The sequence below is a fragment of the Halorubrum aidingense JCM 13560 genome (assembly GCF_000336995.1).
Classification (GTDB): Archaea; Halobacteriota; Halobacteria; order Halobacteriales; family Haloferacaceae; genus Halorubrum; species Halorubrum aidingense.
In genome coordinates this window covers 158,909-172,580 of sequence record NZ_AOJI01000029.1, presented here as the reverse complement: position 1 = coordinate 172,580, position 13,672 = coordinate 158,909, and the positions used below count along the sequence as shown (strand labels likewise).

At 67.9% G+C, this 13,672-nt stretch carries 18 protein-coding genes; 7 read left to right on the top strand and 11 right to left on the bottom strand.

All coding sequences use genetic code 11. From position 1 onward, the window contains the following. Positions 1-93: 93 nt before the first annotated feature. The 4 genes from C461_RS12890 to C461_RS12875 all read right to left on the bottom strand — a co-directional run bounded on the left by C461_RS12890 (position 94) and on the right by C461_RS12875 (position 1,947). Entirely contained in the window at positions 94-474 is a 381-nt protein-coding gene (locus tag C461_RS12890; protein WP_008001914.1) for a helix-turn-helix domain-containing protein, read from the bottom strand. Between the two features lie 111 nt (positions 475-585). Further along, complete coding sequence (locus C461_RS12885) at positions 586-828, bottom strand: hypothetical protein (protein ID WP_008001913.1); 243 nt, start codon at positions 826-828, stop codon at positions 586-588. An 84-nt stretch (positions 829-912) separates the two neighbouring features. After that, the gene (locus C461_RS12880) at positions 913-1,599 is read right to left on the bottom strand and encodes a DUF5828 family protein (RefSeq protein ID WP_008001912.1); all 687 of its coding nucleotides are present in this window, start codon (positions 1,597-1,599) and stop codon (positions 913-915) included. Positions 1,600-1,713: 114 nt separating this feature from the next. Further along, entirely contained in the window at positions 1,714-1,947 is a 234-nt protein-coding gene (locus C461_RS12875; RefSeq protein WP_008001911.1) for a hypothetical protein, read from the bottom strand. Positions 1,948-2,093: 146 nt separating this feature from the next. On the opposite strand from C461_RS12875, the gene C461_RS12870 reads away from it, so the two are divergent. Then, positions 2,094-2,474 (top strand): cupin domain-containing protein, encoded by a 381-nt coding sequence (locus tag C461_RS12870; protein WP_008001910.1) that lies wholly within the window; start codon positions 2,094-2,096, stop codon positions 2,472-2,474. Then, a complete protein-coding gene (locus C461_RS12865; protein WP_008001909.1) occupies positions 2,467-3,156 on the top strand; it encodes a hypothetical protein in 690 nt (229 codons plus the stop codon). The genes C461_RS12870 and C461_RS12865 overlap by 8 nt, the downstream gene beginning before the upstream one ends. Before the next feature lie 150 nt (positions 3,157-3,306). Here C461_RS12865 and C461_RS12860 read toward each other — a convergent pair whose 3' ends face one another. The 4 genes from C461_RS12860 to C461_RS12845 form a co-directional block, all read right to left on the bottom strand. Then, positions 3,307-5,160, bottom strand: a complete 1,854-nt coding sequence (locus C461_RS12860) for a carbon starvation CstA family protein (protein ID WP_008001908.1) — start codon at positions 5,158-5,160, stop codon at positions 3,307-3,309. 226 nt (positions 5,161-5,386) lie between these two features. Further along, positions 5,387-6,394 (bottom strand): ArsA family ATPase, encoded by a 1,008-nt coding sequence (locus C461_RS12855; protein ID WP_008001906.1) that lies wholly within the window; start codon positions 6,392-6,394, stop codon positions 5,387-5,389. Continuing rightward, positions 6,394-6,690: a hypothetical protein gene (locus tag C461_RS12850; protein ID WP_008001904.1), complete on the bottom strand. Its 297-nt coding sequence runs from the start codon at positions 6,688-6,690 to the stop codon at positions 6,394-6,396. Before C461_RS12850 ends, C461_RS12855 begins: the two co-directional genes overlap by 1 nt. A 91-nt stretch (positions 6,691-6,781) precedes the next feature. Next, positions 6,782-6,985 (bottom strand): hypothetical protein, encoded by a 204-nt coding sequence (locus tag C461_RS12845; protein ID WP_008001902.1) that lies wholly within the window; start codon positions 6,983-6,985, stop codon positions 6,782-6,784. Between the two features lie 97 nt (positions 6,986-7,082). Here C461_RS12845 and C461_RS12840 point away from each other — a divergent pair, with 97 nt between their 5' ends. Further along, entirely contained in the window at positions 7,083-8,378 is a 1,296-nt protein-coding gene (locus C461_RS12840) for a CobW family GTP-binding protein (RefSeq protein WP_008001900.1), read from the top strand. Between the two features lie 12 nt (positions 8,379-8,390). On the opposite strand, the gene C461_RS12835 is transcribed toward C461_RS12840, so the two are convergent. After that, entirely contained in the window at positions 8,391-8,717 is a 327-nt protein-coding gene (locus tag C461_RS12835) for a hypothetical protein (RefSeq protein WP_008001898.1), read from the bottom strand. A 58-nt stretch (positions 8,718-8,775) separates the two neighbouring features. Here C461_RS12835 and C461_RS12830 point away from each other — a divergent pair, with 58 nt between their 5' ends. From C461_RS12830 to thrC, 4 genes are all read left to right on the top strand, one after another. Then, positions 8,776-8,991 (top strand): hypothetical protein, encoded by a 216-nt coding sequence (locus C461_RS12830; protein ID WP_008001896.1) that lies wholly within the window; start codon positions 8,776-8,778, stop codon positions 8,989-8,991. Positions 8,992-9,154: 163 nt separating this feature from the next. Continuing rightward, positions 9,155-9,832, top strand: a complete 678-nt coding sequence (gene upp, locus C461_RS12825; protein ID WP_008001894.1) for a uracil phosphoribosyltransferase — start codon at positions 9,155-9,157, stop codon at positions 9,830-9,832. 49 nt (positions 9,833-9,881) lie between these two features. Then, positions 9,882-10,094 carry a DUF7569 family protein gene (locus C461_RS12820; protein ID WP_008001893.1) on the top strand — a complete coding sequence of 71 codons (213 nt, stop codon included), beginning with the start codon at positions 9,882-9,884 and terminating at the stop codon, positions 10,092-10,094. A gap of 133 nt (positions 10,095-10,227) precedes the next feature. Continuing rightward, positions 10,228-11,511: a threonine synthase gene (gene thrC, locus C461_RS12815; RefSeq protein ID WP_008001891.1), complete on the top strand. Its 1,284-nt coding sequence runs from the start codon at positions 10,228-10,230 to the stop codon at positions 11,509-11,511. 14 nt (positions 11,512-11,525) lie between these two features. Here the strand turns inward: thrC and C461_RS12810 are convergent, their stop codons facing one another. Further along, positions 11,526-12,842, bottom strand: a complete 1,317-nt coding sequence (locus tag C461_RS12810) for a hydroxyacid-oxoacid transhydrogenase (RefSeq protein ID WP_008001889.1) — start codon at positions 12,840-12,842, stop codon at positions 11,526-11,528. Continuing rightward, positions 12,839-13,645 carry an N-acyl homoserine lactonase family protein gene (locus tag C461_RS12805; RefSeq protein WP_008001888.1) on the bottom strand — a complete coding sequence of 269 codons (807 nt, stop codon included), beginning with the start codon at positions 13,643-13,645 and terminating at the stop codon, positions 12,839-12,841. The genes C461_RS12810 and C461_RS12805 overlap by 4 nt, the downstream gene beginning before the upstream one ends. Positions 13,646-13,672 lie beyond the last annotated feature (27 nt).

The window sequence follows — 13,672 nt, the reverse complement described above, 5'->3', positions numbered from 1 at the left end:
GGGAACCGACAGACAAGAGCCGCCGAACTCGGCGACGAACGGGAACACGCTACCCGATCGTCACCCGATCCGGCGACAGCTCGGCCGACCGCTTCAGGACCCGCCGTCGTCCGGGTCGAACTCGTCTATCGCCGCGTGAACGCCCTCGACCCACTCGTCGAGGGCTTCGTGGAGCCGGGTCTTCGCTTCCGGCACCGGTATCGCGGTGTACTGATACACGTAGCCGCCCGAATCGAGCAGCCGGCGACGCCGTTCGACGAGGCCCTTTTCGCGCAGCGTCGACAGCGAACGGTTCACGTTCGACCGGTCTCGGTCGAGCGTCGCCGCGAGTTCGGCGACCGTGCTTCCCGGGTGATCGAGCAGCGTCAGGTAGGTCCGACTCTCGTGGTCTCGAACGCCGAACACACACGAGAGCACGTGCTCGAACGAAGGGGAGACGTCGCCGACGAGGTCCTCGATCTCGGGCTCGCTCATAGCCTCGATTCGACGCCGGCCGGATTAAAAGCCGCTATCGAGGGCCGGGGACGGTCGTCACGGCTCGTCGGCCCGCCGTCCGCCGAGTTCCGGTCCGACGCGTGCACGGGCTCAGGCCGAATCGGCCGCGTACCCCATCCGATCGATACAGCCGCGCATCTCCGTCTCCTCGGTGTGCCGGTGGAGGTTCGTCGGCGTGTCGCAGTGATACGTCTCGCCGTCGTATCGGAGGACGACCTCGTGGCGACCGCCGGCCACCTCGACGTCGACGAGGATCCGCCGCCCTTCGTTGAGAGCGTCGATGATTTCGTCCACCGACAGCTCGCCGGCCGTCACCCGAAGTAGCTCGGTCATGGCCGGTGTTCGGGACACGGCGAGTTAAATCCGTTCAGTGGGGTCGCGCGTCTCTTCGGTACTCGCCGGCCCGTCAGCGGCTACTCACGTCACCGTCGAGTCGGGACCGCCCTCCTTCTCGGGCGGTTCGACCCCCTCCGCGGCGGCGATATCGTCGGTCCGCTTTTCGGTCTCGACGTGCCAGCGGTCGATCTCCGCCTCGTACTCGGCGAGGATATCGCTCACTTCCGCTTTGCGCTCGTCGTCGTTGATGTTCACCTCGAAGACGAACGTCTCGCCGTTTTCGCCGCGGCCGACCTCTTGGATGTTGGCGCTGACGAGCTCGTTGTCGAAGTAGTACGGCGCCATCTGGGTCATCACCTTCTGGTAGACGGTGTCTTCGACCTTCCGTATCGCTTTCCGGCCGGCCGAGTCCGCCGCACGGGCGACGTGTTCGATCGACTCGCCCCAGCGCTCCATCGCGCTTTCGGTGTCGTTCTCCTCGACCTTCTCGTAGGATTCGGTGAGTTTCTCTCCGGCCGTCTGGAGGTCGTCGCCGGGGGTCTTTCCGGCCTGTTCGCCCTCTCCCTCGCTGACTGAGGCCTGTTCGGCGGTCTTCGCCGACACGTCCTCGTCGATCCGCTCGTGGGACTTGGGCCGCCAGTCGTCGAAGTCGTGGAAGGCGTCGCCGTCGGCGCCGATCTCGCGGAGGGCCAGGGTGATGCGTTCGCCGTGTTCGACGACGTCGCCCCAGTCACCGCGCACCTTGAACCCGGAGATGCTCTCTTCCATCGCTTGTCCCCGCTACGCCGCGAACGCGTATAAGTCTCCCCGAACTGACGTGAGCCGACCGGTACGGTCCGGTGTGACGTTCGTCACTTTCCCGCCACTTCCCCGCCACTCTCGCTACTTCCCGTAGGAGAGTCGGCGGCCGAGCGCGTCGATCCGCTCTTTGAGATCGCCGAAGAACCCCGCGGGCGACACGCGTCGGATCGACGACTCGTCGACTTCGATCCGATCGCCGGCGAAGGGGTCCCGCGCGGCGCGCTCTTCGTCCGACTGCTCACCGCTCACCGCGCCGACGACCGTCGACATCGAACACCGCCCGCACGCCTCCGTCCGGATCTCCTGATCGGTCATGGTGGTTCTACGTATCGTTCGTGTCGAACCGTGATAAATCCCGTCGCCGACCGTTCGACGGCCGCTCCCGGCCGAACGACGGGTCACACGGGTACCGACCGCACCGCCCCGACGCCCTTTTCAACCGGTCCGTGGAATGAGTTCACATGGGATACCGCGTCGTCGACACAGAGTCTGTCGCTCCCGAGCCCGATCGCCCCTCTGAGTGCCGGAAACTGTCCGAGCCAGGCGGGTTCGATGCGGCCGCGATCAACCGGTTTCGAGCGGAACCGGGCGAACAGATCCCGCTCGCGTACCACTACCACGAGACCCAACAGGAGGCGTTCTACGTGCTCGAGGGGACGCTGTCGGTCGAGACGCCCGAGCGGACCTACGAGATCGGCACGGACGACCTCTTCGTCGTCGATCCGGAGAGCCCGCAGCGGGCGCACAACCCGGCCGACGCCGACGGGCCGGTGACGGTGCTCGCGATCGGCGCCCCGCCGGCAGACGGGGACGCGGTTCCGTACGACCCGGACGATGAGTGAACCCGCGAGCGCGGACGACGGCGAGGGCCGGTCCGCCGACGAGGGCCGGTCCGACGACGAGGGCCGGTCCGACGGCGAGGATCGATACGACCCCGAGGAGTTGCCGGCCGAGATCCGCGAGAACGTCCCGGACTACGACGACGAGTACTTCGACCGGATATCCGATCGGCTCATGTACAGCTACGATCTCGACCGGGACATCGTCGTCGACGGCGAGCGCTTCGACCTGTACGCGGAGATGCGGATGCGCAACCAGAAGCAGTTCCTCCACCCCGCGTTGAGCTACGCGGACCACGACATGATGGAGTACCTCTTCGCGCGCCGGACGCCGGACCCGACCGTCGACGAGGTGGAGCGGCTCGTCGCGTTCGCACACGACGTCGCCGACGAGCGCGTCGAGGGCGACGAACAGCACTTCGGCACGGACGTCACGATCGTGCTCGTGGCGGACCGGATCGCCGACGACGTGGCCGCCTTCGTCGACGGATTCCGCGACCGAACCCTCCTGAAGTTCGGCTACTACGGTCACTACGAGGTGAATCTCGTCGTCGTCGCCCCCGACGACGAGCGGCTCGTCGCGAGCGAGGCCGCGGACGTCGCGGACGCCTTCCGACTGTGGGAGCCGGTCGAACCGCCCGAGGAAGGGTTCTTCTCGCGGTTCGCAAAGCGGTTCTGGCGGTAGTCGCGCCCCGGTTCGCGCGCTTCGGTTTGTGCGCTCCGAATCACACACTCCGGTTCGCGCGCTCTGAATCACACGCTTCGGAGCGGTCGCTCCCGAACGTGAAATAGCTGAAATGGAGGGCAGGGCCGCGGAGACCGGACCGTACTGCCGTCAGTCGTCGCTCGGTTCGGCCGACGGCGTGCCGCCGCTCCGTACCGATCTGAGGTTTCCGATGCCGATCTTCACGAGCGACAGCGCGAGCACGATCAACACGATCGCGAGCGTCATCTGTGCGGCCGAGGAGAGCTGCGCTCCCAGCCCGGTCGCGCCGCCGTTGATCAGGTTGACGTAGAGGTTCTCGTAGAGCGCCAGCCACAGGAGCCCGAACACGGTGATGGTGACCATCAGCGCCATCGGGACGCCCGTCGAGATGAGCTGTTTGGACTCGTCCCAGTTGGCGAGCCACACGGTGCCGGTCAACAGCGCCAGCGCCGCGAGCAGCTGGTTCGCGCCGCCGAACAGCCCCCAGAGGGTCGCCCACTCGCCCGAAACGACGAGCACGTAGGCGATGCCGATCTGCGCCATCGGGTTCGTGTACCGGCCGCGAGCGATGGAGCCGAGGTCAGCAGAGAAGCCGCTGACGGTCATCCCGTCGTCCATGCCGACGATCTCCTCCATCATGTAGCGACCGAGTCGCACGGCCGTGTCGGTCGACGTGAGCAGGAAGCTGACGAGCACGAGCGCCATGAACACCGCACCGAGGGCCTCGGGGACCCCGAGGCTGGTAAGGATGATCCCGCCGCCGGCGGCGAAGTTCGGCAGCGCGCCGCCGATCCCGCCGCCCGCCTCGACGACGGTCGCGCCGAGTCCGGCGACCGCCAGCGTCGACAGCGCGAGCGCGGCGAGCAGTCCCTCACCGAGCATCCCACCGTAGCCGATCAGCCGGGCGTCGCTCTCTTTGTTCAGCTGCTTCGACGTCGTTCCCGAGGAGACGAGCGAGTGGAACCCGCTTATCGTCCCGCACGCGATGGTGACGAAAAGCAGCGGGAACAGCGGCCAGAGCCCGGCCGCTTCGAGCCCCCAGAAGCCCTGGAACGCGCCGAGCGAGGAGTCGACGACGAGCGGCTGGGAGGACGTCGCGAAGATCGTTCCCACGATGATCGCGATGATACCGCCGCCGACGCCCGCGTACAGCAGGAACGACGAGAGGTAGTCGCGCGGTTGGAGCAGCACCCACACGGGGAGCGCGCTCGCGATCCCGCCGTACACCATGATAAGCGGCACCCACGCCATCACGTTCGGCGAGAGCGCGCCGGGTACCCACTCGCCGGCGCCGAGCCCGAGCGTCTCCGCGAGGACGAGCGTCCCCGCCGGGTAATCGCCCGGGAACAGCGCGAACGGGTACTGGATCCCGACCCAGACGCCGGCGAACACGCCGGCGACGAAGAGGACCGTTCCCGGGATGAAGGGACCGTTGAGCTGGTACAGGTACACGCCGAAGGCGAGCGCCAACAGGATGTACACGAAGCTCGCGGTCGTCACCTGCGGATACGCGTTGAACACGATCCCGACGACGAGCGCGAACACGGCCACCACGAGGATGATCGTGAGGAACGCGAACCACAACAGCAGGTTCTTGCCCCGCTCACCCACGTACTGGCCCACGATGTACCCGATCGAACGCCCCTCGTGGCGGATCGAGCTCGACAGCGAGATGAAGTCGTGGACCGCGCCCATCAGCGGGTTGCCGATGGCGACCCACAACAGCGCCGGGACCCATCCCCAGATGGCCCCCGCGGTGATCGGGCCGACGATCGGCGCGCCGCCCGCGATGCTTGAGAAGTGATGCCCCAGTAGCACCGGCTTCTTGGCCGGTACGTACTCCTGTCCGTCTTCGTACTTGTGTGCCGGCGTCTCTCGCTCGTCGTCGAGGTCGACGAATCGCGAGAGGTAACGCGAGTACCCCATGTACCCCACGGTAAACGTGCTCAGCACGGCAACTACGATCCAAATTACGCTTGTCATAGGTTCCCTGCCTCGTGGTATCGATTCACGATTCTACACTTAAGTATTGTCTTCAATCGTGATGATCTCTCGAAAATCGTCCGCGGCGGCGGATTTTCGCGACGGATCGCCGTTTCTTACCCGATTATCGGTGTAAAATTCACCTTCGTGGCAGTCGACAGCGATCGCGCGCGCCCGCCGCCTACCCGCTTCCCGCATTGTTGCCTACCGGCCTCCCGCTCGTCGCCTACCCGCCTCCCGCCCGCCTCCCCTCGGCGTTCCCCTCCCCACCCGTCTCGCCGCCCGTGTCGACGTCGAGTTCGGCGGCCACCGCCGAGAGCACGTCGCCGCGCACTTCCGTCGTTCGCGACTCGATCTCGGCGATCAACGGCGGCTCGAACTCGTCGCGGACCTGCGCGATCCGATCGCGCTCCGTCGCGACCTTCTCCCGCAGGTAGCGCGCGCCTCGGCCGTCCTCGTCGTCGTCCGGCGACGGGGTGAGCTTGTTCGCGACGAGCCCCCGAACGCGGAGGTCGCGCTCGGCGAACCCCTCGATCGCCCGCCCCGTCTCGTTGACGGACAGCTGGTCCGGGTTCAACACGAGGTAGAACGCGGCGTCGGTCCGCATGGCCTCGCCGGCGAACTCGAAGAACTCCTTGCGCCGCTGGAGCCGCTCTAACACCGGATCACCCTCCATCAGGCGCCGCGGCTCCATGTCGCCGATCGCGGCCTTCTCGAACAGGTCGATCGACTGGCGCCGCTTGTACAGCAGCCGGTCGATCCAGTCGCCGAGGAACTCGGGAAGCCCGAGCAGTCGAAGGGTCGATCCGGTCGGCGCGGTGTCGAAGACCACTCGGTCGTACGGCTCGCTCTCGTCGCGCATCACCCCGACGAACGCGTCGAAGAGTGCGGCCTCGTACGCTCCCGGCGTCCCGTGTGACATCTCCAGCTGGCGGTTGATCTCCGAGACCATCGCCACCGACACCTGCTCTGAGAGCCCCTCGCGGATCTCCTGGAGGTGTCGCTGCATCTCGTCTTCTGGATCGATCTCCATCGCGTCGAGCCCGTCGACGCCCGCGACCGGCTCCGGGTCGTCGCCGAACTGCTGGTCGAACACGTCCGATACCGAGTGTGCCGGATCGGTCGAGACGACGAGCGTCCGCACGCCGGCGTTCGCACAGCGGTACGCGTACGCACACGAGACCGTCGTCTTGCCCACGCCGCCTTTTCCGCCGAAGAAGACGAACTGCTCCATCAGAAGTGGTACTGCTGGCCCTTCCGTTCGAGCAGGCTCTCGCGGTCCCACAGCCGGCGTTCCCACGCCTCGAACTCGTCTTCGAGGTACGGGAGCAGCTCGGCGGTGTAGTACGACACCGGCGAAGGGATCCCGAACGCGTCCGGGAAACACGCCAGCATGAACTCGTCTTCGGCGTCCTCGGCCTCCTTTTCGATCTTCTCGTAGGCCGGATGGGTTATCATCCCGTGGTACAGCCCGCGGAGCCACTCGTCGAGGGTCGCGCGAAAAGCGGCGATTCGGTCTGCGACTGTCATTATCCCTCATGTCGACGCGGGGTCGTTAAAAGCGTCGCGCCTGTGTCCCCCCGCCGCTCGCCGGTTCCGTCGTTTCCGGTCTCGTCGCCGCTCAGACCGAGTTGCCCTCGGCGAGCTCGCTCTGCGGTTCGGGCGACTCCTCGCCGTCGTCGAGCTCCGGCCGATCGCCGTCGTCCGGGCTCGGTTTGTGGGCGTCGTTTTCGAATCCGATCCAGACGAGGTACAGCATCGCAGAGACCATGAGTAACACGATGACGGTGCTGACGGTCCCGACGATGGACACGTACTCGAACATGTTCCGCCGTGGGTAGCGGTGACGTATCAACGTATCGGCTTCTGGTGGTCGCGGCCGCCGCCGGGGACTTGAAGGTCCCACCCGTCGACCGGTTCCCATGGACGATCGGATCCCGGTAACCGTGCTCTCTGGGAGCCTCGGGGCGGGGAAGACGACCCTCTTGAACCACCTCCTCACGAACGCCGGCGACCGCGAAATCGCGGTGCTCGTCAACGACATGGGGGACGTGAACGTCGACGCAGAGCTGATCGCCGAGGGGTCGGAAGTCGACGTCGAGGGCGTCACGGAGCTGTCGAACGGCTGTATCTGCTGTGAGCTGCAGGACGATCTCGAGACGGCCGTGGTCCGGCTTGCGAACGAGCGCTCCTTCGACGCGCTGATCGTCGAGTCATCCGGGATCTCGGAGCCCGCCCCCGTCGCCCGGCTGTTCACGACGGAATCGCGCGCGGCCGCCCGCTACCGCGTCGACGCGCTGGTGACCGTCGTCGACACGCGGCAGTTCCTCGACGCCTTCGCCGGCGCTGACGCCCCCGAGCGCCAGGTGGTATCCGACGACGCGACCGCGGACGACGAGACGCGCCCGCTCGCCGACCTCCTCGTCGAACAGATCGAGGTGTCGAATGTGGTGGTGTGTAACAAAGCCGACCTGTGTTCCGACGACGAGATCGCCGAGGCCGTCGATCTCGTGGGGGCGCTCCAGCCGGACGCCGAGACGATCGTCGCGGAGTTCGCCGCGGTCGACCCCGACCGGCTCCTCGACATCGGGGTGTTCGACGAGCGCGAGGTCGGGGACCTACCGGGGTGGAAGCGCGCGCTCGCGGGCGATCACGGTCACGACGAGGGCGGAGCAGAACACGGGCACGGCGAGGACGGAGCAGACGGCGACGACCACGCCCACCGCCACCCGGACGAGGTGTACGGCGTCACCTCGTTCACGTATCGCCGCCGCCGACCGTTTCACCCGGCGCGGCTCGCCGCGCTCCTCCGCGACCTCCCGGCCGAGGTCGTCCGCTCGAAGGGGACGCTCTGGGTCGCCGGTACCGACCAGCGCCAGCAGGTCGGACAGGCCGGTGCGTCCGTCCGCGTGGGCGCGCTCGGCCCGTGGATCGCGAGTCTCCCCGCGGTCGAGCGCGACATGCTCCGCTCGAATCGCCCCGAGATCGACTGGGACGACGAACACGGGGACCGACTGACTGAGTTCGTCGTCATCGGCACCGGCGTCGACGAAGCGTCGCTCGTCGACCGGCTCGACGACGCGCTCGTCACCGACGCGGAGTGGGACGAGTTCGCTGCGGAGGGAACCGACGCGCTCGATGAGACCGCCGCACTCGACGGGGCGGCGTTCCCGTTCCCGACCGAACAGGGCGAGGAGATCGCGGTTCGGGAGCCCTGACGGCGGGCGTGGTCACAACAGCGGGAGCGTCAGGCCGACGAGTGCGACGCCGACCCCGAGGGCGGCGTATAGCAGGCGCTCGAAACGCGGCCCCGGCGGGAGCGGCCCGGCGTCGATCGGCGGGGCGGACCTAACCAGTTGGACGTACGCGCCGAGGGTGAGCCCCGCGAACGCGAGCGTCGACAGCGCCACCGACCACGCCAGCGACAGCCCGTACGAGAGCCCGTACATCGGGCCGAACGACAGCGCGAACATGAACGCGAGCCCGACGGTAACGAGGAAGGGGACCGGATCGATCCGGTCACCGTGTCGGTTGTGAACGCGCAACTCGATCGCCATGCGACCGGTACGCACCGAACGGACAAGAGCTAAGTGGCGCTCACCCGGCGGTTGGCGTATGAGCGACGAGCCGGAGGGGATCCGCGAGGGCGTCGAGGGCTCGAAGGGCGACCCGCGGCTGCTGTTGCTGTTGAACGCGGTCCTGTCCGCGTGGTTCGCCTGGACCGTGTCGTGGGGGCTCGACATGCTCGATATCGCGTCGCTCACGACGACGAACGTCGGGGCGCTCGCGCTGATCATCTTCGTGCTGACGTACGTGTTGGTTCTCCGGTGACGTGCGCGCTGGTTTTTCCGGTGACGTGCGCGTTCGACAGCCGGTGACGCGCGCGTTCGGCGACCCGCTCGGGGTCGTCCGATCGCGTGCCGTCGCGCGGCCGCGACCGCCGATCCCGCGAGATCCGCCATCTTTTAAGCCGGACGCGACCGCTCTCCCGGTAATGGCCATCGAAGACCGCGACGACGCGTACCTCATCACGCACGCGCTGGCGAAAGACACCCTGTCGCGGCTCCGCGACGTCGAGACGGAGCAGGTCGCGTTCCGCAAGGGGCTCGTGAAGCTCGGGCGCATCTGCGGCTACGAGATCATCGACGGCGCGATGGAGACGGAGTACGTCCCCGTCCAGACGCCCCTTCAGGAGACGACCGGCGAGCGCGTGAAAGGGCTCGACGACGTCGTCATCATCAACGTCCTGCGGGCCGCCACCCCGTTCGTCGAGGGACTCTTAAAGGCGTTCCCGCGCGCGAAACAGGGCGTCATCTCGGCCGGCCGCGACGAGGAGGCCGGGATGGACGACGCGGGCGAGTTCCCGATCACCATCGACTACGTGAAGCTCCCCGAAATCCGCCCCGAGGACACCGTGATCGTCGCCGATCCGATGCTCGCGACCGGCTCGACGATGTGCGCCGTCCTCGATCACATCCTTGCCGAGGCGGACGACTTCGAGGACCTGTTCGTGCTCTCCGCGGTCTCCGCGCCCGACGGCCTCGTGCGCGTGAGCGAGGCCGTCCCCGAGGCGGACCTGCTGACGGTCGCCATCGACGATCGACTGGACGACGACGGATTCATCGTCCCCGGACTCGGCGACGCCGGCGACCGCGCGTTCCGGACGGTCTGAGGCGGCCGCGTCGACGTACTTTTAAGAACTACCCCCGCGAGCGATCGGTATGAGCGACGCGCCGACGACCGAACCCTGCGACGGCTGCGGCGAGCCCACGACGGACGCGCTCTCGCGGACGGTCCGGCTGAGCGTCGACCGGGCGAAAATCGACACCCAGCGGCTCTGTCCCGACTGCTTCGCCGACTGGATCCAGCGGTACCAAGACCGGCTGGGATCGGGCCCGGACGACAGCGACAGCTCCGAGATCATCATCGACTGAGCGGCCGGGACTGTCACTTCCGCCCACGCCCCGCCTACTCTCCGCGTACTTCTCGCCTACCGTTTATATACTCGTACGGCAACGTCCGTCCCGACCGCCCGGCTTAAGCCGCGCGGGCACGGACGGCGACGTAATGGATCTCGCCATCGACGCCCCGGCTCCGTCGGCGCCCGACTGCGCCGACGACGGGACGTGGCTCGCCTGTATCGAGTGCGACGAGACGTTCGCTCCCTTCGAGGCAGTCCGGTACACCTGCGACGAGTGCGACGGCCTGCTGGAAGTACGCTACGACGACCCGCCGACGTTCGGGGAGTTCGGCGCGGGCGCCCCCTCCGAGGGCCCCGACCGCGGCGTCTGGCGCTACCGCGAGGGGCTTCCCTTCGATCTGGGCGTGACCCTCCCCGAGGGCGGCACCCCACTCCACCGCGTCCCGCGGATCGAGGAGTCGGTCGGCGTCGAGGCGCTCCGGATCAAACACGAGGGGATGAACCCCACCGGCTCGTTCAAGGACCGCGGGATGACCGTCGGCGTCCGCGTCGCCAAGGAACTCGGCGTCGGCGCGCTCGCGTGCGCCTCCACCGGGAACACCTCCGCCGCGCTCGCCGCGTACGGCGGCCGCGGCGACATGGAGACGCTCGTGCTCCTCCCGCAGGGGAAGGTCGCGGCGGGGAAGGTCGCGCAGGCGAGTCTCCACGGCGCCCGCATCCTCGAAGTCGACGGCAACTTCGACGCCTGTCTCGACATCGTCCAGGAGCTCGCGGCCCGCGGCGAGGCGTACCTGCTCAACTCGCTGAACCCGTTCCGCTTGGAAGGGCAGAAGACGATCGGGTTCGAGATCTTAGAGGAGTTCCGCGACGAGTACGGGACCTTCCCGGACCGCATCGTCCTCCCCGTCGGCAACGCGGGCAACACCTCTGCCCTTTATAAAGGATTCCGCGAGCTGGTCCAGTCCGGCGCGCTCGCCGTCGACGAGGTGCCCAAACTGACCGGCGTGCAGGCCGAGGGCGCCGCGCCGATGGTCGAGGCGATCGAGGAGGGCAACGACGAGGTCCGCCGCTGGGAGGAGGTCGAGACGCGCGCGACCGCGATCCGCATCGGCAACCCGGTCAACGCGCCGAAGGCGATTCCGGGCATCCGCAACACCGGCGGCACGGCCGTCGCCGTCAGCGACGACGCGATCACCGACGCGCAGCGCCAACTCGCCGAGGAGGGCGTCGGCGTCGAACCCGCCTCCGCCGCGAGCCTCGCCGGCCTGAAGAAGCTCCGCCGCCGGGGCGTCGTCGGCGACGACGAGCGGGTCGTCTGCCTGACGACCGGGCACCTCTTAAAAGACCCCGACGCGGCCTACGAGGCCGGCGGCGACCCCGAACCCGTCCCGAACGACGTGGACGCGGTCGTGGAACACCTGCGCGACTGAACGGGCCGTCTTCGCTACGCCTCCCAGTTGTACAGCGCGTCGTCGAACACCGCTTTCACGTCCGCTTTCGTCACCGGCCGCGGGTTACACCGGAGGAGCCGCTGCTGGCTCTCGACGGTGCGTTCGGCGAGCGCCTCGGTGTCGTCGTCGGTGATCCCGGCCAGTTCGTTGAGGCCGCTCGGGAGCACGTTGAGGTCGCGCTGGAGGTGGACGAACTCCGCACGGGCCTCGTCGGCCGCCTCGCGGGTGCTCATCCCCGAGGTGTCGGCGCCGAGCATCTCGGCCACCCGCGCGAACCGCGGCGGGTCGCTGGCGACGTTGTACCCGAGCGTGCTCGCCGGCGTGAGCGCGGCGATCGTCTCGCCGTGGAACGTGTGGTAGTTGTTGCCGACGGGGTACGCCATCGCGTGCGCGAGGCTCGCACCGGCCGTGAGGCCGGCGATGGCGCCGAACAGCGCGCCTTTCAACATCGCGCCGCGCGCCTCGACGTCGTCGCCGTTGTTGACGACGCGCCGGACGTTCGAGGAGAGGAGGTCGATCGCCTGCTCGCTGAACATCTCCGTGAAGCCGGTCCGTCCGGCGTAGACGGGGCGGTCCGCGGGGTCCTCGGGGCGGAGCAGGTCGTCGTATCGGTGGGTGGTGTAGCCCTCGATCGCGTGGCCCAGCGCGTCCATCGCGGTCTTCGCCGTGAGATCCGGCGGCAGCGTCGTGGTGAGCGTCGGATCGAGCACGGCGGCGTCCGCTCGGACGTGCGTGCTGGAGATCCCCTCTTTGATCTCCTTTTCGGGCACCGAGAGGATCGCCACGGGCGAGATCTCCGAGCCCGTCCCCGCCGTTGTCGGCAGCAGAATCAGGGGCGGTCCCGACTCCGTGAGGTCCTCCCCCGCCCCGGTCGGTGCCGCCACGTAGTCGAGCACGTCGCCGCCGTTGGCGACGATCGCCCGCGTCGCCTTCGCGGTGTCCATACAGCTCCCGCCGCCGACTCCGAGGTAGAAGTCGTACCCGTCCTCGCCCATCTCCTCGCGGACGAAGCCGATGCACTCCTCGACGGCGCCGATGCTCGGCTCGCGCTCGACGCCGTCGTACACGTCGACGTCGAACCCGTCGGCTTCCAGTTCGTCGGCGACGCGGTCGACGTGGCCGAGCGACACGAGGTCCTCGTCGGTGACGATCAGCCCGCGGCCGTCGCCGCCGAGCCCCAACTGGCCGAGCTGATAGCCGAGTTCGTCGGCCGCGCCCGCTCCCACGCGGATCGCCGGCATTCGGACTTCCCAGACTGTCTCCGGGGACAGCTGGTGCGGGTCCGCCGAGACGGACCGCTCGTAGCTCACACCCCCCACCCCGGCTGGATCGCCTCGAACTGCTCGGGGTCGTGGCCGAAGACGACCTCGGCGTCGTGGCGCCGCTCCAACTCGCGGATGCGGTGCATGCTGTCGGCCCACTCCGTTTTCCCCCACACGAGGGGGCCGCCCAGCGGCGTCCCGTTCTCGTAGTTCTCGTCCATGTACACCTGATCACCGGTGAACACGACGGTGTCGTCGGAATCGAGGTGGATCACGGAGCCGGTGAGTCCCGGCGTGTGGCCGGGGAACCGGACGAACTCCAGATCGGCGAAGTGCTCCTCGCGATCGCGGTGGAGCACCTGCCAGTTCAGATCGTGGTCGAAGTCGTCGAGCACGTACGCGGCGCTCCCCTCGTCGGTCTTCGCGCTGTAGTAGGCGAACTTCAGCTCCTCCTCGTGGACGTACACCGGCGTGTCGGTGCCCGCGAAGAACTCCAGCCCGCCGGCGTGATCGAGGTGGAGGTGGCTCTGGAACACCGCGTCGATGTCGTCGAGCGAGTACCCCGCCGCCTCCAGGTCGTCGTCGAGCCGGTGCTCGCTCGCGTCGTGCGGATAGAACGCCTGCGTGAGCCCCTCAGGCCAGTGGCCGTCGGCGGCGTCGTGGTGAGAGCCCGTGTCCCAGAGGATCGTCGCCTCGGGGTGGTCGATGACGAGGTTCCACACCGGAATCTCGCCGTAGTCGGTGTCGGGGTTCGGCTCGTCGTGCGTCCCGATGGTGTTCGCCTCCATCATGTAGTTCATATCGCAGTACAGCCCGCCGCGGTCGATGACGTGGACGTCGGCGTCTACCATGCCGTTGCGTATCTATCATAATTGTTC